This window comes from Mesorhizobium sp. BHbdii, assembly GCF_053848045.1.
On record NZ_JBSPKX010000001.1, the window covers coordinates 1,779,944 to 1,800,752 of the forward strand.

Annotated in this window: 15 protein-coding genes; 4 read left to right on the top strand and 11 right to left on the bottom strand. The window is 61.6% G+C overall.

The window, feature by feature from the left end; all coding sequences use genetic code 11:
• Positions 1-75 precede the first annotated feature (75 nt).
• Positions 76-1,818, bottom strand: coding sequence for a type I secretion system permease/ATPase (locus tag ACWTU8_RS08580; protein WP_455847780.1), 1,743 nt, complete (start codon positions 1,816-1,818; stop codon positions 76-78).
• Positions 1,819-2,248: 430 nt separating this feature from the next.
• Between ACWTU8_RS08580 and ACWTU8_RS08585 the strand changes: the two genes are divergently transcribed.
• Positions 2,249-2,941 (top strand): N5-glutamine methyltransferase family protein, encoded by a 693-nt coding sequence (locus ACWTU8_RS08585; protein WP_455847781.1) that lies wholly within the window; start codon positions 2,249-2,251, stop codon positions 2,939-2,941.
• A gap of 72 nt (positions 2,942-3,013) precedes the next feature.
• On the opposite strand, the gene ACWTU8_RS08590 is transcribed toward ACWTU8_RS08585, so the two are convergent.
• From ACWTU8_RS08590 to ACWTU8_RS08620, 7 genes are all read right to left on the bottom strand, one after another.
• Positions 3,014-3,280, bottom strand: a complete 267-nt coding sequence (locus tag ACWTU8_RS08590; protein ID WP_029352679.1) for an acyl carrier protein — start codon at positions 3,278-3,280, stop codon at positions 3,014-3,016.
• Between the two features lie 61 nt (positions 3,281-3,341).
• Positions 3,342-4,898 (bottom strand): class I adenylate-forming enzyme family protein, encoded by a 1,557-nt coding sequence (locus ACWTU8_RS08595; protein ID WP_455847782.1) that lies wholly within the window; start codon positions 4,896-4,898, stop codon positions 3,342-3,344.
• Positions 4,895-6,916 (bottom strand): asparagine synthase (glutamine-hydrolyzing), encoded by a 2,022-nt coding sequence (gene asnB / locus ACWTU8_RS08600; RefSeq protein WP_455847783.1) that lies wholly within the window; start codon positions 6,914-6,916, stop codon positions 4,895-4,897. Before asnB ends, ACWTU8_RS08595 begins: the two co-directional genes overlap by 4 nt.
• Positions 6,917-6,920: 4 nt before the next feature.
• Complete coding sequence (gene nadE / locus ACWTU8_RS08605; protein WP_455847784.1) at positions 6,921-7,904, bottom strand: NAD(+) synthase; 984 nt, start codon at positions 7,902-7,904, stop codon at positions 6,921-6,923.
• The gene (locus ACWTU8_RS08610; protein ID WP_455847785.1) at positions 7,901-10,636 is read right to left on the bottom strand and encodes an AMP-binding protein; all 2,736 of its coding nucleotides are present in this window, start codon (positions 10,634-10,636) and stop codon (positions 7,901-7,903) included. The genes nadE and ACWTU8_RS08610 overlap by 4 nt, the downstream gene beginning before the upstream one ends.
• Positions 10,637-10,966: 330 nt before the next feature.
• Positions 10,967-11,248: a hypothetical protein gene (locus ACWTU8_RS08615; protein ID WP_455847786.1), complete on the bottom strand. Its 282-nt coding sequence runs from the start codon at positions 11,246-11,248 to the stop codon at positions 10,967-10,969.
• Between the two features lie 123 nt (positions 11,249-11,371).
• On the bottom strand, positions 11,372-12,229 hold the full coding sequence (locus tag ACWTU8_RS08620) for a 3-keto-5-aminohexanoate cleavage protein (protein ID WP_455847787.1): 858 nt from the start codon (positions 12,227-12,229) through the stop codon (positions 11,372-11,374).
• A gap of 94 nt (positions 12,230-12,323) precedes the next feature.
• On the opposite strand from ACWTU8_RS08620, the gene ACWTU8_RS08625 reads away from it, so the two are divergent.
• Entirely contained in the window at positions 12,324-13,646 is a 1,323-nt protein-coding gene (locus ACWTU8_RS08625; protein WP_455847788.1) for an aspartate aminotransferase family protein, read from the top strand.
• A 12-nt stretch (positions 13,647-13,658) separates the two neighbouring features.
• On the opposite strand, the gene ACWTU8_RS08630 is transcribed toward ACWTU8_RS08625, so the two are convergent.
• On the bottom strand, positions 13,659-14,531 hold the full coding sequence (locus ACWTU8_RS08630; RefSeq protein ID WP_455839745.1) for a MurR/RpiR family transcriptional regulator: 873 nt from the start codon (positions 14,529-14,531) through the stop codon (positions 13,659-13,661).
• 117 nt (positions 14,532-14,648) lie between these two features.
• Between ACWTU8_RS08630 and ACWTU8_RS08635 the strand changes: the two genes are divergently transcribed.
• Positions 14,649-15,632 (top strand): TAXI family TRAP transporter solute-binding subunit, encoded by a 984-nt coding sequence (locus ACWTU8_RS08635; protein ID WP_455847789.1) that lies wholly within the window; start codon positions 14,649-14,651, stop codon positions 15,630-15,632.
• A gap of 68 nt (positions 15,633-15,700) precedes the next feature.
• Positions 15,701-18,304, top strand: coding sequence for a TRAP transporter permease (locus ACWTU8_RS08640; RefSeq protein ID WP_455847790.1), 2,604 nt, complete (start codon positions 15,701-15,703; stop codon positions 18,302-18,304).
• A gap of 50 nt (positions 18,305-18,354) precedes the next feature.
• Here ACWTU8_RS08640 and ACWTU8_RS08645 read toward each other — a convergent pair whose 3' ends face one another.
• Together ACWTU8_RS08645 and ACWTU8_RS08650 are read right to left on the bottom strand one after the other, a co-directional pair.
• Positions 18,355-19,404 carry an L-idonate 5-dehydrogenase gene (locus ACWTU8_RS08645; RefSeq protein ID WP_455847791.1) on the bottom strand — a complete coding sequence of 350 codons (1,050 nt, stop codon included), beginning with the start codon at positions 19,402-19,404 and terminating at the stop codon, positions 18,355-18,357.
• Complete coding sequence (locus ACWTU8_RS08650; protein ID WP_128344434.1) at positions 19,401-20,807, bottom strand: TRAP transporter large permease; 1,407 nt, start codon at positions 20,805-20,807, stop codon at positions 19,401-19,403. The genes ACWTU8_RS08645 and ACWTU8_RS08650 overlap by 4 nt, the downstream gene beginning before the upstream one ends.
• Positions 20,808-20,809 lie beyond the last annotated feature (2 nt).

The following is a 20,809-nucleotide window of genomic DNA, read 5'->3' on the forward strand; positions in this document are numbered from 1 at the left end:
TCGCTCCAATCGGTTGGCTTTCGCCAGCAACCGGAGCATATGATGACGGGGACACATCAGACACGGAGCAAGACCTCACGCATGGCCGCTTGCGCCTTGTTGCAGCGGGACGACACTATTTTGCCGCGGGAAGGGCCGGACCACATTTGCCAGAACGTCTTCGCGCGAGCCAAATGAATGGAGCATGCCATTCGACAAGACGAGCACCTGATCGATGTTACCGAGAGCTGACGGACGATGCGCAACAACAATCGCGATGCCGCCACGCTCGCGCACCGCCAGGATTGCCCCAGCCAGGGCAACATCGCCATCTGCATCCAGATTGGAATTTGGTTCATCGAGAACGACAAGGAATGGATCGCCATAAAGCGCCCTGGCGAGCCCGACGAGTTGCCTCTGCCCAGCCGACAGGGCCGCTCCGCCTTCACCGATGCGCGTTTGGAAACCTTCCGGCAGACGCATGATCATCTTGTCCACGCCCGCAGCCTTGGCGGCTGCCAGCACGCCCTTTGCGTCACTCTTGCCGCCGAACCTTGAGATGTTGTCTGCGATCGTTCCGTCGAACAGTTCAACGTCCTGCGGCAGGTAGCCAATATGGGTGCCGAGCAGTTCCGAATTCCACTGATCGAGCGAGGCGCCGTCCAACCTTACCGTTCCACGAAGCGGCTTCCATGCCCCGACCAAAGCACGCACGAGCGTCGTTTTGCCAGAGCCGCTCGGGCCGACGATCGCCAACCCCGCGCCCCTCGACAGGCGAAAGCTTACATTGACGAGCGTTGGTCTTTGCAGACTTGGTGGCGCGACCGTCAGTTCCTCGACCGCAAGCTGTGTCTGTGGGCGCGGCAGCTCCATAGGGTCTTTCTGGCTACCGAAAGCATCCAACGCTGCCGCCAGATCGGTATAGCTTCGCCGGGTGGCCAGAAATCCTCTCCAGTTTGCGATTGCCACATCGACCGGCGCCAATGAGCGGCCCAGCAATATGGACGATGCGATGATCACGCCGGGCGAAGCCTCGCCGCCGATCACAAGGTAGGCACCAAGCCCCAGTACCGAGGACTGCAGGGCCATTCGAAGTGTCTTCGACAATGAACTCGCTGCGCCGACGACATCGGAGAGCTGTTCCTGATTCTTGAGGTAAAGATGGCTGATCTCATTCCAGCGCCGACCGAGCTGAGCGGAAAGGCCCATCGCCTGGACAACCTCCGCATTGCGGCGGCCGGAATCGGCAAGGAGCCGCTGTGCCACGAGCGTCTCAGACGCACGCGCGGCGGGTTTGCGAGCAACGACTTCCGCGACTACCGTCAAAAGTACGACAGCAGCCGCGCCGATGGTTGCCAACACACCAAGCGAAGGGTGCAGCAGATAGATGACCACCATATAAAACGGAATCCAAGGAGCGTCGAAGACGACCGTCGGTCCCAGTCCGGAAAGAAATCCGCGCAACTGGTCCAGATCGCGAAGCGGCTGCACTCGGTTCGCATCCTGCCCAGCAGTAAGCGGCAGGGAAAGCGAGGCAGCGAACGCCTTTTGCTGCAGATCTCTGTGCAGGCGGCTGCCGATGCGGACCAACAGGCGAAGCCTGACGAAATCGAGGAGCCCATAGACAGCGTAGAGGCCAAGCATCCCGATCGTAAATCCGATGAGAGTAGGAATGCTCTGGGAAGGCAGCACGCGATCGTAGATCTGGAGCATATAGACGGAGCCGGTCAGGGCGAGAACGTTTATCACTGCCGAGAAAACGCCGACGCCAACCAGTCCATGCGTTGAGCCGAACATAGCGGAGCGTAGATCGGGCGAGCGCCCTTGCGTTGACTTCATGATCTGCGATCTTTCGTGCGAAATTGCCGCGCGAACGTGTTGGTCATGTCGAATGATGGATAAACCCTCTTGCCTTGCGGGAAGCGGCTGCTTTCCGTTAGCTACTGAAACATTACGCTTTGCTTACGTATGTGCCTTTTGATTAAAATGTAGCAAAATCGTGACGCATGACCGAGAATTCGGGAATTGGCTTTGCAAGGCTGGGGATAACCGGGCTGGGAGCCCGGATATTTCCAATGATGAGACAATATTCCCAATCATGCGACAGATGAGAGGCTCATGATCACCTTTTGTTGCATCATGTCTTCAAACCTTAGGGCGGCGAGTGTTTTTCGATTTGCCCATCGAGAATTTAATGAATTTGGGATACACTTAATTGGGGCGGAATTGTCGGACAACGGCACCGGCAATGTCAGGAAGGCGGTCTGTCATGAGCGAAGAGATCAGTGTCGCCGAAGCCTACAACAAAGGCCGCACCACCTTCATGGGGCTGGAGTTGCTCATCGCGCCCGGTGCGCTCGTTCCCCGGCCCGAGACGGAGTTGCTTGGCAAGACCGCTCTTGATGTTCTGAGTCAAATCAACCTGCCGGCGCCACGCGTCGTCGATATGTGCTGCGGGGCCGGCAATCTGGCGTGCGCCATCGTGCACTTCGCTCCCACCGCGCGTGTCTGGGCGAGCGATCTTACCGATGGATGCGTCCAAGTCGCGCGCCGCAACGTCGCCCATCACGGCATGGCGGATCGCGTGTCCGTGCTTCAGGGCGACTTGTTCAGTGCTTTCTCGGGCTTGGAGCTTGATGGTACGATGGACGTGATTGTCTGCAATCCGCCCTACATTTCGGAAAAGCGGCTTCAGGGCGACCGCGTGCATCTGACGGAGCTTGAGCCGCGTGAAGCGTTTGCGGCCGGCCCCTACGGCCTGAGCATCCATATGCGGGTGATCAAGGACGCGCCGCGTTACTTGCGGCGCGGAGGCATCCTGCTCTTCGAGGTCGGCCTCGGCCAGGACCGGCAGGTCATCAGTCTGCTGGAGCGTTCCAAGGCTTACGAGAACATCCGCGCGGTCACGAACGAAGCCGGCGAGGGCAGGGTAGTTGTGGGACATACCACGTCGCAAGCGTGAGCCGTGCCGCGACTGCGGCAGGCTCGGTGGCGCTGTCGGCGGCGTAAAACAACGCTGGGCAGATGTCGGCAATCAGTTTTGCTTGCGGAGAACATATTGCGCAATTCCTTGGATAGAATCGAGGTTCTCCGGCAGGAGTTCGCTGTCTTCCACGGTAATGCCGAAGGTCTCCTCGATAAAGCCGATAACCTCGAGTACCCCTGTCGAGTCGACGATGCCTTGGTCGAGAAGGGACGTATTGCTCTCCAGAGCATCCGCGTCGGCTATGTAGAAATTCGACGCCAGGAAAGCGCGAATCTGGTCCTTGCAGGTCTCGGCTCTATCCTTGGTAGACAACATTGAATCCTCCTCCGATACTGATACTAAAGATGAATTCTGATCAATTCATCCAGAAACCGCCTCATGACAGGGCCGTTTTTTTGAGTTTGCCTGTGTCTGTCATCGGTAGGCTGGGCACGATCACGATGGACTTCGGAACCATGAAATTTTCCAATCGTCTCTGGCATTCTTTCTGCAACTGCCTTTCGCCGACGATTCTTCCTTGCTCGATCACGACGAAGGCTTTCACAGCTTGTCCGAGCAACTCGTCCGGAACGCCGATGACCGCGGCTTCCCGCACACCTGGAATATCCAGCAGCGCGTTTTCCACCTCCTTCGGCGCTATCTTCTCTCCTCGCGATTTTATGATCTCATCGCCGCGACCGATGAAGTAGAGGTAGCCTTCCGCGTCCATCCGGCAGTAGTCGCCGGTGTACAAGACCTGCTCGCCCGGCAACGGGCCGGGTTTGAGTTTTCTGGCCGTGGCTTCCGGCTTACCCCAATAGCCCTTCATCACCGTCGCCCCGCGGATGACGAGTTGGCCAACGACATCAGGACCCACCGGCCTGTCATGCTCGTCGACAATCCACATTTCCGTGTTCGGGATGGCGATGCCGACGCTCAATGGCTTTCGCTCAAGGTCTTCCGGCGGCAGATAGGTGCAGCGCTTGCATTCGGTGAGGCCATACATTGAATAGATGCGCGCATCCGGAAACAGGTCCTGCAGCATGAGAATGTGCTTGAGCGGCAGGGCAGCCGCAGTGTTCGTGACGTAGCGAATGCTCGAAAAGTCATGGTTTTTCAGCGACTTGAGATCCGAGAGTGCGGCGAAGATGGTCGGCACGCCGGGAAAACCTGTCACCCTCTCCTGCTTGATCAACCCGAGGATCTGCGCCGGGAAAGCGAACGAGCGTTCAAGCACCAGCCGAGCGCCAGTGCGAAACGCCATGATCATCTGGTACAGGCCGTAATCGAAGGCGAGAGGCAAAACGTTGAGGATCACCTCGTCTTCGCACAGCTTCAGGTATGAAGCGATCGACGTGCACGCGGCAGTCATGTTCCTGTGCGTCAGCATCACGCCCTTGGGTTCGCCTGTCGATCCAGATGTGTAGATGATGGCAGCGAGATCGATATCGATGCACCGGCGCGCCGGCGGTACGCTACCATCGGCGGCGACTACGCTGTCCCAGCGCACGGCGTGCGGCAGTCCTGTCAGCTCGGCCTCGATGATCGGCCCGGAGACGATCACCCGGCGCAATGACGGGCAGTTGCGTGCCGGTTCGCTAAAGATCGAGTGCAGGTGCCTGTCCGTGATCAGTGCCGTCGGTCGGCAATCGTTGAGCAGGTAATCAAGCTTGTCGCTCTTGGTGAGCGGATTGACGATGCACACCACGGCGTTCGCCTTGAGCACCGCCCAGAAGGCGACGACCGTCTCGACAGTGTTGTCGGCGAAGATCATCACGCGATCTCCGCGTGCAACCCCAGACGCGGCCAGATGTTGCGCGATGGCGTTCGAGCGCGCTTCGAGCTCGCCATAGGTGACACGTTGCCCGCCGCACACCAGCGCCACCTTCTCACAGACCCGGCTGGCGGCGTGGGTGAGGTAGTCATGCAGCAGTGGTACGGCGCCATGCATCATGCCAGCACCTCTTCGCGATGCTCGCGGTCAACGTCGACGCTGAGCTCGCCCAGGCGGACCCCACCGGGACGGCTTGCGACAAACTGCTGGTGAAGAAGCTGGGTCGACAGCACGCCGACCAGCGCCATGTTGTCGGAATTGGACAGATCGCCGTCGCTCGCCCTGGCTCGACATTTGTCCAGCAGACGCGTGACCGACTTCGGATCGAAAACGTTTGCCTCGCGCAGCGACGTCTCCGAAAGCGCTTCGCGGACATAGGCCGGAGCATCGCCGGCAACGAAGCAAAGCGCGTTGGGCGCTCGGTACGGCTGCTTCTTGCGGGCCACGATTTCCGACGGCACGATCGGTTCCGCCACCCGCTTCAACACGTGCTTTTCGTCGAGGACGCGCAGCTTGTAGGCATCCGGAAGCGAATTCGCGAGCGTCACGAGTTCATCGTCCAGGAACGGGAAGCGCCCCTCGACGGAGTGGGCCATGAGCATCCTGTCCCCTTGCGAAGAAAGCAGGTATCCCGACATCAGCGTCTGGATCTCGATATACTGGTCCTGCGCGAGCGAGCCCCATCGCGAAAACTCCGCGGGCAGGCGGGCGATCAGCTCGGGCACGGCATTGCGGCGCTCGGACTCGGCGCGCATGTCGGCGGAGAACAATCGCTTGATGGCGCTGGTGGTGCGCCAGCGTGTGTCATGTGCAAAGCCGGGCGTGTCATAGGCCTGGATATCGCGCCCGAAGAACTGGCGCGCCATTGCTTGCTGATGTACCGGCGAGCGGCTGAGATAGGGATACAGGCGCTCCAGCAGCCGTGAGCGCCGTGTCGATGCGGGCTGGCGTCCCCAAAAGCGGCGAACTCTGCCTTCGCGGAACAGGTCATAGCCAGCGAACATTTCGTCAGCTCCTTCGCCGGTCAGCACGACCTTGATGCCGTGTTTTCGCACCAGCCTAGAGAGCAGGAACAGCGGCGCAGGCGCTGTCCTCAGGATTGGACGCTCTGTGTGGTAGATCACCTCGGGAAAGATCTCGGCGATGTCGCTGCGCGAAACCACCACCTCATGGTGCTCGCTCCGGGTCGCGCCGGCGACCAGGCGCTGGAAACGGGTCTCGTCATACTCGGCGTCGGCGAAACGCAGGGAGAAGGTCTGGAACCGCTCGCCCGCGTAGCGCCTTCCCAGCGTGGCGACTAGCGAGCTGTCGAGCCCGCCCGACAGATAGCAGCCGACCGGCACGTCGGCCTGCACGATCCTGAGCGCCGTCGCAGCCTCCAGGGCGCCGCGCACTTCGTCCACCGCGTCGTCGAGCGAGCCGGTGAATTCCCCACGGCGGGAATCGGAAATATCGGGATAGCAAGGCTTCCAGAAGGCCCGCTCGCGAACGGTGCCACTTTCGTAAATGCGGACGTGCCCTGGGGTGAGTTCGCTGATCCCCTGAAATACGCCTTGCGGCGGAACGACTGTCCAGAGCGTGAAAGTCTGATCGATGCCGGCTGGATCAAAAGCACGGGGTATATTCATGTCGGCCGCGAAAATGGCTTTCACTTCGCTGGCAAAGTAAAGGCGCCCCCCATGCTCGCAGAAATGCAAGGGGCAGATACCAAACCGATCGCGCGATAACACGAGACGACCCGCCACCGAGTCCCAGATTGCGACCGCCCATTGCCCGTTCATCCGCTCGAAGGCAGCCTCGCCCCACGCGCGATAGGCATGGACGATGACCTCTGTGTCGCTATGGGTGCGGAAGCGGTGGCCGAGGGCGATCAACTTTTCACGCAACTCGAGGTAGTTGAAGATCTCGCCGTTGAAGACGATCCACGTCGTGTCGCCCGCGTCCGCGAGTGGCTGCTGGCCGTTGGAGAGATCGACGACGGACAGGCGGGCATGCGCCAATCCCGCGCGTTTGTCGCGGTAAAGGCCGCGCTCGTCAGGGCCGCGATGCGCGAGTGCGCCCACCATGTGCATCAATGCCTCGCGCGAAGGAGGAGCCGCGTAGGCGCCTAGCGAGATGATTCCGGCTATGCCGCACATCCGGTCAGCCCTCGCCCATCGCAGTGGTCGGCAAAGGCCGTGCGTGAAGGTAGCGTGCGGCACGCCGTTTGGTGTCGATGTCCTTGAAGACTTTCTGAACCTGGGCCGCGGTGAGGCCGGCAGCTGCGGCGACCTCGTCGGCAGAAATTCCGTGGTTCAAGCCGTAGAGGCACAGATCCATCAGATGATAAGGCAGCGCGAAGTAGAATTCTTCCTGACTCTGGGCCATGGAGAAGGTATCCGTGGTCGGCGGCCGCCGCCGGACCTCTTCATCCACCCCAAGGTATTCAGCCAGCTGGTAAACCTGGGTCTTGTAGAGGTGGACGATTGGCATCAGATCGGCAATTCCGTCGCCCTGCTTGACGAAGAAGCCTTGGTCGTACTCCAGGCGGTTTGGCGTACCTGCCACGGCATAGTTGAGGCGGTCCGCGTGGTAGTACTCGGTCATCTTGCGCAGGCGCTGTTTGTAGTTGGTTGCAGCAACGATCTGCAGATAGGCTGCCGGCGACAGACGCACCGTATCGGTCTTGCCCTCGGGATCCTGAACCGTGAGGCGTGTGATGTTGAGACCGTGGCTCTCGAGAACCGACGCGAGCACGAGCTTGCATTTCCAGCCGTCGCCATATTGGGGAACGACCGTCTGGATCGCTTCGATCTGTCGGCGATAGGCGCCGACGGCCTCAAGTGCTGGTGCTATGTCTTCCAGGATCGTATCGATGCCAAGCTGGGCTGCGACGCTGCGGCCAAGCCTTAGCGAATCGCCGGAGGAATGGCGCTCCGGCATGAATATCCCCAAGACCTTGTCTTTCCCGAACGCGCGTGCGCACAAGGATGCGACAACGGAGCTGTCGATACCCCCGGAGAGGCCGACAACCACGCCACGGCGCCGCAGCGTGCCAAAAACCTGCTCGCGCAGGATCTGAACGATGCGATCGACCTCCGCGCGAGCATCGAGCACCAGCGTGCCCGTGCTGAATTGTGAGATCACGTCGATGGTCTGTACTCCCGTTTGCAAAGCTCAGCCGCAGAATAGGTTTGCTCCAACGCCTTCTTGATGAGTGGGCGGTTGGTGGCGAGATGGGGCTCTGTGACGATATCGAAGTGACTGCCAACGACCGGAATCACATCCAGACGCACGAAAGCGCCATCCCACCCTATGGCCAGAGGCATTTTGGGCCGTGCGCAGCGGAAGAGGGTTCCAGTGATCGGCAGCGTCGGTCTGGGTCTCGCCAACCACTGATAGAAAGCTCGCCCCCGCAATTGTCCCTGCAGTTCCAGCTTGGTCCTGAAGCTCGTCGTGTTGAACCCGTCCTGGGCATAGCGATCGAGGATGCGGGCGAGCTGCGCCTCGAAGCCCATTTTTACAGCGACTTTTGCAACGAAGCGGCAAACCATCCGGTCAGCGGTCACGCGGTTGGTTCGGATCCGATGATATGTGCGGACAAACATCTCCCAATAGGTGCTGCGCTCGCCGAGGAGGCTCGTGTCGAGGATGCCGAGGAACTTCACAGTTCGCCCCGCGGCCAGCAGCCGCTCCGCAACCTCGAACGCGACGGCGCCGCCGAGCGAATGGCCGAGAAGTCTTATCGGACCCGTTGGCTGAGCGCGGCGGATCTGCTGAACCGCGCCCTCGGCGATGTTTGCGACAGTGTTTGGTCCGCGCAATATCATAGCCAGGGCAGGATATCTGATGGGGACCACTCGTGCGATCTTGCCCATCGAGGACGCAAAGGCGGCGAAGCTTGGGCCATAGCCGGCGGATCCCGGGAGCAGGAAAAGAATTGGGGGGTCGTGCTTTTGTACTTGCGTGCGTAGGGCGCCTGCTTGTGCGGACACGACCGCCTTGACCATTTCGTCCGCGCTCATACCGACCGTGAAGCCCTCGAGACTGAGTTCCTGCCCGATGGCGCTTTCGATTTCCATGACGCATTGCAGCAGCTTCAGCGAATCTCCGCCTGCGTCATCCCAGCGGCCTGCGGCGACGCGTGTATTGAGGATATTGTTCCAGGCATGCTGCACTGTCCGGTGGACGGTCAGTTCGCTCGCATTGGACGGCTGCGCGGCTGGGGCAATCTTCCTGGCTGAAAGATCGATCTCCGCAAGCGTAGTCATGTCGACCTTGCCACCCGGCAGACGCGGAATCCCGGCGATCGTGTGGAGCCGCAAGGGACACAGCGGCGGCGGCAGCTTCGTTCTGACAAGCTGGCGAAGCTCGTCCGAAAAGGCAGGGCCCGCCCATGGCTGGGGAATGGCGAATGCAACAAGCTCATTTGCCGCCGTCACGATTGCAACGGCATCCTCCACGTCAGGCGCGCTACGCAACACCCGTTCGAGTTCGGCCGGCTCGATACGCCGACCATTGATCGTTATCTGGCGCCCCTTACGTCCGACGATCCGCAGCAGGCCATGACTGTCAAGTTGGACGAGGTCACCCGTCGCGAGGATCCGAAGATCCGGGTCATCCGGATCCGATTCCGCCGGCACGACGGCGCCGTTCTCCCAATGGCCAAGCAGGACATACGGGCTTCTTATCAGGAGCTCTCCGCTCTTGCCCGGCTGAACGCGGCGGCCTCTTTCATCGACAATCGCGAACGCGATTCCTGGAAGCAGCCAGCCAACCGGAACCGAGACGCCTTCCTCCGGCCAGTCCTGCGGTAAGAACCATTGCGACCCTGTGGTCTCGGTTGACGAGTAACCGATCTGGATGAGGCAAGTGCTCGAAACGACCTTGCGCAGCAGGGCGATATCGGTCCATGACACCGTCTCTCCTCCGATCCGGGCCACTCGGAGCGAGCGGAACGCGTCAGCAGGTTTGTCCGCCATGAGTGCGCGGAGCAAGGCCGGAACCAGATAGGTCACCGTCACGCCTTCGGATTCTACCAGGCGTTGGACCGCCCGCAGGCCGATGGCTTCGAGCTCGGCGAGATGCAAGGTGGCGCCGGTCAGAACGGCAGCGAGAACCTCCCGGCAACCGGCGATCGTGGCGGGCGCGGTCAAGGGCAGGAAAACATCATCCGAATTGATGTGGCATGCGTCGACATATTGCTGAACCCGCCACAGCAGACTGCGCTGGCTGTTGACGACGCCTTTGGGATGGCCAGTGCTGCCTGAGGTGTAGAGTACTATCGCGGGCGCGTCGACCGAGACGGAACAGGACTGGGGTATCGGCTGCACTTGCGGCGTGATGCTGGTAGTCGCATCAATCCAGTGGACATCCTGAGCCAAACCGACAGGGCGAACATTGCCGTCGCCTATGACCGCCGAGAGCCGCGCCGCAACAACTATCTCATTGGTTCGCGAGTAGGGATCTCTCGTGTTGAGTGGCACGGAAGGCCGCCCAACCGCCATGCTCGCCAAGATAGCCACCGGGTACCAGGCAGAGTTGGCCTGAAGGATTCCGATCGCCTGCCCGTTGGGAACGACGGCCGCAATTCGGTGGGACAACATCTCGACGGCCTGGAAAAGCTGGGAATACGTCAGACGAGTGGTGCCGTCGCTGATCGCGAGTTTGTTGGGATATTGCTTGGTGACGTCTCTCAGGTGATCGAAGACGGTAACGTTCGCAAAATCGACGCCCATGCGTTGATGAGGGCGCAGTACAGGACCGCCCTGATCAAGTGCGTAATCCGGGACGTTTGACCACCTGCGGGAGGCCGCTGGCTGACAATCCGCCCCTAGATCCAGACGTGCCTTTTCTGATCCCAAATATGCCGGAGACATGAGTGGCTCACGCTAAGATTAAGGTCACTTATCGCCCCCGGCCGAAATCTTTTCATCGATCATTCTGATGATGCGGCGATCTTCACCAAACGGCCGCGGTTGCTCACTTTGGCGTCGTCTCGTGCTGCGGACGCTTCGCGTCGACCGGAGGCTCACGGGCACAGGCGATCGCGCCTGACAACCGACCAGCGCCGCCGGCTATTGGCTTAATTCGTGCTGTTGCGGGCTATAATCGGCAATGTGGCAGCAGGCGCCGCCGCTGTCAGTGGTCGCGAAGTCGTCAGGAAATTAGCGCGATACAGCTAGGAGCAAAGATTCAGGGGTTTGAGCCTACCCGGCTCTCTGATCAGTTTTTTGGGCTTTTCTTGGTTTACCTGGTGCTTTTGTCGGGCCACGCCCGCTGGTGTCGGAGTCTCCGTCGGAGACAAAGCAGTATGCAAAGATATGTCCCCGGTTCTCGTCGGTTACTCGGATCCAATCCTTTTCCCACGTTCGGAGGGTAACACGTCGATCTGTCGACATGGCGGCGGCTTTGAAAGGGCTCGGCGCGTTGATGATACGCACCGCGATCACGTCATCGCCCTCCATTTGTTCGACGAGGTATGTCTGCATAAAGGCCTCCCCAGCGCCCATTGCAACCTTAACGTCAGCCAAAGAGTTCGGTTGCAGCGTAACAAAGCGATTTTTGACAAATGTGACGACCCGACGGGGCCGTTCAAGGCATTGGGCGAGGGTTTAAAGCTGGATCGACCAAGCGGCGCGCAGGTCGTCGGCTTGGGCGGTCCTGACGCCGCAAGCAGTCAGCGCGCCTTTGGTCGCCGCTACGAGCGCGGCATTGTCCTTGGCGGTTGTACCGTCGGCCAGAGTAAAATTGTTCTCGAAGCCGACGCGGGCATGACCGCCCAGCAGCGCACCGGCCGTAACGCAAGCGGTTTCTTCCCGACCGAAGGCGCAGACCATCCAGTGCGCGAAGCGCGGGCGGTCATGCGCAAGAAAGGGAAGCAGATCGGCCGGTCGCGAAACCTGGCCTGGCGTGTAGCGGCCGAGCACATAGAGCACCGGGATGCCATCGAAAGGCACCAGCCCGCGCTGCTGCATGGCGGCTAGGGCCGACGTCTCTTCGGGCGCGTAGAGGATCATCTGAGGGGCGATCCGCTCGCACTTCAGCCACCACAGGAACTCCGCGAAAGCGGTCTCATGGGCAGCGTCTGGCACCAGTTCGCGCAGCGCCAGCGAAACCGCCTCAGGGCGGGTAGCGCGCACCACCGCCATCTGCTCGGCCGGCTGGTATCGGCCGACCGCTTCGCTGGTGATCTGGATGATCAGCCGCTCGCCCACCGCATCGCGTATCGCTTTCGTCGTTTCGCGATAAGCGTGCGCGTCGAGCAAATGGCCGCCGTCGCGATCGCGGACATGCGCATGGATCATAGCGGCGCCCGCCTCGAGGCAGGCGGCGGCGGTTCGGGCCAGTTCCTGGGGGCCGATCGGCAGGGCAGGGTGGTCTTCCTTGCCACGCCGTCCACCATTCGGCGCAACGGCGATTGCCGTCGGCGCGATAAGTCCGGGGCCGGTCACGTCCCTGTCGACGGTCATAGGTGCAGTCCAATTGTTTCAGTATTGCGCACTATGTAACATATGTTGCATGATAGGGTCGCTCCAAACCGCGCCATCGTCAATCGAGGAAAGCATGACACACATCCTGCATCGCCAGATCCATGCGACCCTGCCCGTCGCGATAGGCGGCAAGGGTATCGAACTCTTCGACCGCGATGGCCGCGCCTATATCGACGCGTCAGGCGGCGCGGCGGTTTCCTGCCTCGGCCACAGCCATCCCGACGTGACGGCCGCGCTCCACGCACAGGCCGATAAGCTCGCCTATGCCCACACCAGCTTTTTCACCAACGAGCGGGCCGAGACATTGGCCGACAAGCTCGTCTCCGGGGCGCCACAAGGTATTAGCCACGCCTATTTCGTGTCCGGCGGCTCCGAAGCGGTGGAGGCGGCGCTCAAGATGGCACGGCAGTTTTTCGTCGAGACTGGCAAGCCCGAGCGGCGAAACGTCATTGCCCGTCGACAGAGCTATCACGGCAACACGCTCGGCGCTCTCGCTGCCGGGGGTAATGAGTGGCGCCGTGCCCAATTCCGCCCGTTGCTGATCAACACGTACCACATCGAGCCATGCTATGCCTACCGCTACCAGAAGGCCGGTGAGAGTGAGGAGGCCTACGGCCTGCGCGCCGCCCAGGCGCTCGAGGACAAAATTCTCGAACTCGGTCCGGACACCGTCATGGCCTTCGTCGCGGAACCTGTCGTCGGCGCGACAGCAGGGGCGGTGCCCGCCGTTCCCGGCTATTTCAGGCGCATCCGCGAAATCTGTGACCGCTACGGTGTGCTCCTCATCCTCGACGAGGTGATGTGCGGCATGGGCCGCACCGGGACGCTGCATGCCTGCGAGCAGGACGGTGTCGCGCCCGACCTGATGACAATAGCCAAAGGCCTCGGTGGAGGCTACCAGCCTATTGGTGCGGTGCTGCTTTCACGCCGCATCTTCGACGCTTTCGCCGAAGGCTCCGGCTTCTTCCAGCACGGCCACACCTATATGTGCCACCCGATGGCCTGCGCGGCGGCTCTTGCCGTCCAGGAGGTGATCGCTCGGGACGATCTGCTCGCCAATGTTCGGGCGATGGGAGCACATCTTTCGCAGCGACTGGGCGAGCGGTTCGGCAACCATGCCCATATCGGCGACATTCGCGGGCGCGGCCTTTTCATGGGTGTGGAACTGGTTGAGGATCGCTCGACCAAGGCGCCCTTTGAACCGAAGCTGAAGCTCAATGCGAAGATCAAGCGCGAGGCAATGGCGCGCGGACTGCTCGTCTATCCCGCGGGAGGCACGATCGACGGCGTGCGCGGCGATCATGTGCTGCTTGCGCCGCCATTCGTCGTGGACGCCGCAGCAATCGACGCGATTGTCGAACGACTCGGCGACGCGATAGACGCTGCGGTGGCATAGCGCCAGCGCCCCTCATTCCGGCAGATAGGCCCCGAACGCCTGTAACTCCAGTTCCGTCTCCCTGACACGAGCCGCGGCGGCCGGCCCGCTGCGCGCCAGCATCGTTGCAGCCAGCGCTTCCACGATAGCCATAGCTGCGGCTACCGACGGGAAGAAGGACGGGCTGTCGGTAGAGAATCGCAAGGTAACGTCGGCATGCCGCGCGATCGGAGCAGCCATGCTGTCGACGATCGCGACAATCGGAACGCTGTGTCGTTGCGCAGCCTCCATCACCGGCCCGAGTTCACGCGAATAGGGCGAAAAGCCGATCGCGACGACCGCTTCCCTCTTTCCAAGCGCTGCGAGTTCCGCCTCCATCGCACCGCCGTCGCCGCCGAGCAGCGTGACGTCGCGCCGAAACATCCGGCAGAGGTAGACGAGCGCGTGGGCGGGCGCGCGGCAGCTTCGGAACCCGGCGACGCGTATGCGCTGTGCCTTCTCCAGTATCGCGCAAGCCGTTGCTATTTCTTCGCTGCCATTGGCCGCTTCGGCCGCCGCCAGATTGGCAACGGTCGTCCTCAGCGATTCAGCGAAAATCGCCTCCGACCCGCGCTTGACAAGCGCATCGGCCCTTGCCGCGAAAGGCGCCTTTCCGGAGCGCAGCCGGTCCTCGAACGGCTTGCGCAGCGCCGCCCAGTCACCGAAGCCCAGCCGCCGCGCCAATCGCACGAAGGTCGTCGGTGTCACCTCTGATCGCGCGGCCAGAACCCGCATGGAAACCAGCGCCACCTCGTCGGGATGATCGACCAGGAATCGCGCCGCCTTGCGCAGTTCTGAGCTCAGTTCGGGGAGTTCGGTCAATATACGCGCCAGAAGCGCGTCGAAACCCATCTCCCGCGTATTCATTGTAACAAGCATTTCCCTTGATTGATAAAGCGCAACAATCGTAGCATGCATCGACGTGCCTTGACACTAAAACAACCGGACGGCGCGACGGCACGCAAAGTACCAAGGGAGAACCAGATGAAACATGCCCGAACTGCACGCCACGGAGCGCAGATCGCCGCCTTGTCGGCCGCGCTGCTGTTTTCGGCCAGCGCAATGGCGCAGCAGAATTTCGTTACCATCGGGACCGGTGGCGTCACCGGCGTCTATTATGCCGCCGGCGGCGCTATCTGCCGCCTGCTCAACAAGGATCGTAAGACGCATGGCATCCGCTGCTCGGTGGAATCGACCGGCGGATCGGCATTCAACGTGAACACGATCAAGGAAGGCGAACTCGACTTCGGCATGGCGCAGTCCGACGTCCAGTACAACGCCTACAAGGGGCTGGAATCATTCAAGGACGGTGGCGCCCATACCGACCTGCGTGCGGTTTTCTCGATCCATCCGGAGCCGTTCACGGTCCTGGCGCATCCGAATGCCGGCGTGACGAAATTCGAGGACTTCAAGGGTAAACGTTTCAACGTCGGCAATCCCGGTTCCGGGACACGCGCTTCCATGGAACGTCTGCTCGGCGCGATGGGCTGGACGTTGGCCGACTTTTCGCTCGCATCGGAGTTGAAGGCTGACGAGCACGGCCCGGCTCTCTGCGACGGCAAGATCGACGGGTTCTTCTACGGCGTCGGCCATCCCTCCGCGAACATCCAGGATCCGACCACTACCTGCGCTGCCAAGCTGGTGCCGTTGACCGGAGAAGTCGTGGACAAGCTGGTCGCAGAAAATCCCTACTACGCCAAGGCGGTGATCCCGGGCGGGCTCTACGCCAACAATCCCGACGATACCGAGACTTTCGGGGTGCTCGCCACGCTGGTCACCTCGGCCAAGGTTCCTGACGAGAGCGTCTATCAGCTGACCAGGTCGGTGTTCGAAAATTTCGACGAGTTCAAGTCGCTGCATCCGGCCTTTGCCAATCTCGATCCGGCCAAGATGGTGTCGGAAGGAAATTCCGCGCCACTGCATCCGGGCGCTGAAAAATACTTCAAGGAGAAGGGCTGGCTGAAGTAGGCTTCGTGATCTGACGACAGCCCGGCGGATCCAGCGGACCCACCGGACCATCCGCAACAGGAGGCGTCATGAGCGAAGTGAAGGGACAACCGGCCGGCGTCGATCTCGAAGAGCTCGAACAGCTTGTCGCGGAGGCTGATACGGGTGGCAGGCATCCGAGCGGAACAGTCGCTCGAATCCTGCTTTGGGTTGCAGTTGCCTGGTCGCTTTTCCAGCTCTGGTACGCTTCGCCTTTGCCGTTCGTGTTCGGCTTCGGCATCCTTAATGATACGGAAGCGCGCGCCATTCACCTCGGCTTCGCGCTGTTCTTGACGTTCCTCGCCTATCCGGCGCTGAGATCCTCGCCCCGCGATCGTGTGCCGCTGCTCGACTGGGTGCTGGCCGCGGTCGGGGGGTTTGCCGGCTCCTATCTCTTTCTCTTCTACGTCGAGCTTTCCGGACGGCCCGGCCAGCCAACCACGCTCGATCTCGTTACCGGCACAGTTGGCATCCTGTTGCTCCTCGAAGCGACGCGCCGCGCGCTCGGCCTTCCAATGGTGGTCGTGGCATGTGTCTTCATCTTCTATACCTTTGCCGGCCAGTACATGCCGGACGTGATTCAGCATCGCGGCGCATCGCTCAATAAGTTTCTCAACCATCAATGGCTGACCACCGAAGGCGTCTTCGGGATTGCACTTGGCGTATCGACGAGCTTCGTCTTTCTCTTCGTCCTGTTCGGTACGCTTCTGGAAAAGGCAGGTGCCGGCAACTGGATGATGCAGATCTCCATCGCGCTGCTCGGCCATCTGCGCGGCGGCCCGGCGAAAGTCGCCGTGGTCTCATCGGCTCTCAACGGCGTCGTGTCCGGCTCGTCCGTCTCCAACGTGGTTTCAGGCGGCATCTTCACCATCCCGCTGATGAAGCGCACCGGCCTTTCCGGCGTCAAGGCGGGCGCCATCGAGGCTTCAGCCTCGATCAACGGCCAGATCATGCCGCCGGTCATGGGCGCGGCCGCCTTCCTGATGGTCGAATATGTCGGCATTCCCTATTCGGAGATCGTCATGCACGCGCTGCTGCCGGCGGTCTTCTCCTATCTCGCGCTGCTCTACATGGTTCATCTCGAAGCGATAAAGATGGACCTGAAGACGATCCCGCAGCGTCCGACGCCGGCAAGAGAACGGATGCTGCGGATGGGGCTGGGACTGTCGGGCAGCATTCTCGCTGTCTGTATAGTCTATTACGGCATCGTTGCTATCCAGGCTGTCTTTGGCGGGACTGCGCCGCCGGTGCTCGGAATCGCTGGCGTAGCTCTCTACGTCGCCTCGGTCTGGTATTCCTCGCGCTATCCGGACCTCGCACTTGACGATCCGAACGCGCCAATCCTGGAACTGCCGCGCGCCTGGGACGTCACGCGGACCGGGCTCGATTTCCTCATCCCGATCGCGGTGCTTCTGTGGTGCCTGATGGTAGAGCAGATGTCGCCAGGCCTCTCGGCGTTCTGGGCGACCCTGTCGATCCTCGGTATCGTCGCCACCCGCAAGCCGCTGATGGCGGTATTCCGTAACGAAAACCTCGCCGCCTCAGTGCGTGCTGCCTGGGACGACCTGATCGACGGGCTGGCGCTCGGCGCCCGCAACATGATCGGCATCGGTATCGCCACGGCCACCGCCGGCATCGTCGTCGGCACGATCACGCTGACCGGTCTCGGCCTGATGATGACGGAGCTCGTCGAGTTCATCTCCGGCGGCAACGTCATCCTTATGCTGATCCTGATCGCCGCGATCAGCCTTGTGCTCGGCATGGGTATTCCGACCACCGCAAACTACATCCTCGTGGCGACGCTGATGGCGCCGGTGGTGGTCGATCTCGGTGCGCAGGCCGGACTGCCGATCCCGCTGATCGCGGTCCACCTGTTCGTCTTTTACTTCGGCATCATGGCCGACATCACCCCGCCCGTCGGGCTGGCGGCCTTCGCTGCGGCGGCGATTTCCAAGGAAGACCCGATCGCCACCGGCTTCCAGGGCGCGCTCTATTCGCTGCGCACCGCGATCCTGCCGTTCGTCTTCATCTTCAATCCGGCGATCCTGCTGATCGAAGTCGACACCTGGCCCCAGACGATCTGGGTGGCGACGGTCTCATTGATCGCCATCCTGCTGTTTTCGGCAGCGACAATGAACTGGTTCGTGACGAAAAGCCGGCTTTGGGAAAGTGCGGCCCTGCTTCTCATCTGCTTCACGCTGTTTCGGCCGGACTGGTGGCTCAACCAGGTGTCGCCGCCTTACGAGGAGTTGCCGGCGAGCGAGTTCCTGTCGGCGGTCGCGCAGACGCCGGCCGATGGCCGCATCAATTTCGTCGTCGAGGGTGTCGACCTCATGGGCGAAGATGTACGCAAGACGGTCAATGTGCCGCTCGGGGAGCCGGGCGAGCCGCTGGAGCGCCTGCGCGGCATTGGACTTACCATCACGCAAGCGGGCGACGCGCTGATGATCAGCAATGTCGATTTCGGCTCCTACGCCAAGCGCATCGGGCTGGATGTCGGATATGACGTGGTGGCGGTGCTCAGAAAGGCCGACCAGCCCTCGAGCATCATTCCGATCGGCCTGGCGCTCGCTGCGACCGCCGGCGTCGCCGGGCTGCAGTTTGCGCGGGCGCGTAAGCAGGCAGACAGGAAGGAAACCGGGCCGGCGCGCTGAGACTGCAACGGTGGATAACAGCTGGTGGGAGGCTCCGGGGAAAAAACTCCTCAGTCGGCGGTCAGCACCACCTTGACGCTCTGCGAGCGGTCGGCAGCCAGGCGAAAGGCATCGCGAGCCGAGGAGAGGGGGCGTTCGGCGGTCACCAGCTTCAGGACGTCTATATCCCCGCCGACGATGAGATCGACCGCCTGATCGAATTCTGCGTCGAAACGAAACGTGCCGTGCAGATTGATTTCTTTGGCCATCACCGCGTTGGCCGGCACCGGGATCTGACCACCCGGCAGATTGCCGACCTGAACGACCGTGCCGCCGCGCCGAACGCTGGCGATCGCCGCCGCGAGGCCCGCTGCCGTGCCTGAAATCTCGAACGCGACATCGATCGCCCTGTGGGACGCGAGCGCCTTGAGCTCCTCGTCGCCGCTGGACAGGTCGATCGTCCTGTTTGCTCCAAGCTTGCTGGCGAAGGCGAGTGGCGCCTCTGCTATGTCGACGACGGTGAGCTCGCCACATCCCTTGAGCCCGGCGGCGAGCATTGTCAGGAGCCCGATCGGGCCGGCGCCGAACAGTATCACGTTGCGGCCGGCAATGTCGCCGGCCCGCGCCACCGCGTGCAGGCTGACGGCGAGTGGTTCGGCGAGTGCCGCGGCCTGATAGGCGATAGAATGCGGAACCTTGACGCATTGCGCCGGCGTGGCATCGAACACGCTGGCAAAACCGCCCTGCATATGCGGCGTTTTCGAAGCCGAGCCCATGAAATAGATGTTTTCGCAGAGATTGGCGCGGCCCTCGGCGCATCGGGCGCATTGTCCGCACCAGCGCGACGGGTTGACTGCCACGCGATCACCGACGGCAAGTCCGGGCGCGTCCGCGCTGATTTCGACAATCTCTCCGGCGACCTCGTGGCCAAGCACGAGCGGCGATTTGACGACAAAATCGCCGGTCCGCGCATGACGGAAATAATGCAGGTCCGAACCGCAGATGCCGCCTGCGCCGAAACGCACGCGCACCATTCCCGGCGTGAGGGGGCCGAGCGGATGCTCGACGACACGCAGATCCTCGGGGCCGAACAGCGTCGCGGCGACTGCGCTGTCGGTCATCGGATCAGTCCCATTTGCGTCGGCAGCCACAGCGTGATGGCGGGGATGAAGGTGATCAGGATCAGCGCGACAATCAACGGGACGAGCCAGGGCAGAATTGCCATGGTCGTACGCTCGACCGACAGCTTGGCGACCCGCGAGAGGACGAACAGCACCATGCCGAGCGGCGGATGGAGGAGACCGATCATCAGATTAAGCGTCATGATCAGACCGAAATGCACAGGATCGATCCCGTAGAGGACCACGATCGGCAGGAGGATCGGAACAAGGATCGTGATAGCGGCGATCGTGTCGAGGAAACAGCCGACTACCAGCATCAGGATGTTCACCAGGATCAGGAACACCCATTTGTTTTCGGTCAGCGATGTGATGAAGACCGAGAAGAGCTGCGCCGCCTGACTGACCGTGAGCAACCAGGCGAAGATCGACGCTGCTGTGACGATGAAGAGGACTGACGCGGTCGTCTCGATCGTGTCGAAACTGGCCTTGGCCAAGGCTGCGAGTGTCATCGTGCGATAGCGCACGAGCCCGAGAAACAACGACCAGATGACGGCGGCCATCGCCGCTTCGGTCGGCGTGAACCAGCCCATGGTCATGCCGCCGATCAGGATGATCGGTGTCATGAGCGCCATGACGGCGGAGAAATCGAAATACCAGTCGCAGGCGATCAGGACGACGAGCGCGATGCCAACGGCAATATTGAGCGACAGTCCCATCTCGACAAGTACATAAACCGCCAGCGGAAAGCAGCATACGACGGCCACCTCGATCGAGGCGGCGGCGAGCCGGTTCAACTTGAACGGCGTGTCCGAACCCCAGCCCCGCCGATGGGCGAAGATCGCGACCGTCACCATCATCAGCACCGTCATGACGACGCCGGGCAGGATGCCGGCCATGAACAGCGCGCCGATCGAGACGTTGGCCATCATGCCGTAGATGACGAAGGGCAACGACGGCGGGAAGATCGGACCGAGCGTCGAGGACGCCGCGGTGACGCCGACGGCCGCCTCCACGGGATAGCCGTGGTCGCGCATCGCCTTGATCTCGATGGTGCCGATACCGGCGGCATCGGCAAGGGCTGCGCCCGACATACCGGCGAAGACCACCGATCCGATGATGTTCACCTGGGCGAGACCGCCCTTCATCCAGCCGACAAGCGCCAGCGCGAAGGAATAGATCCGCCCGGTGACGCCGGCGATGTTCATGAGATTGCCGGCGAAGATGAAGAACGGCACGGCGAGCAGCGGAAAGCTCTCGACACCGGCGATCATGCGCTGCGCGGCAATGATGTCGGGCGCCACGCCATAGAAGACGAGATAGAGCAGCGACGACACTGCCATCGACACAGCGACGGGCACGCCGACCAGCATCAGGACGAGAAACGCTCCGATCAGAAGCAGCATGG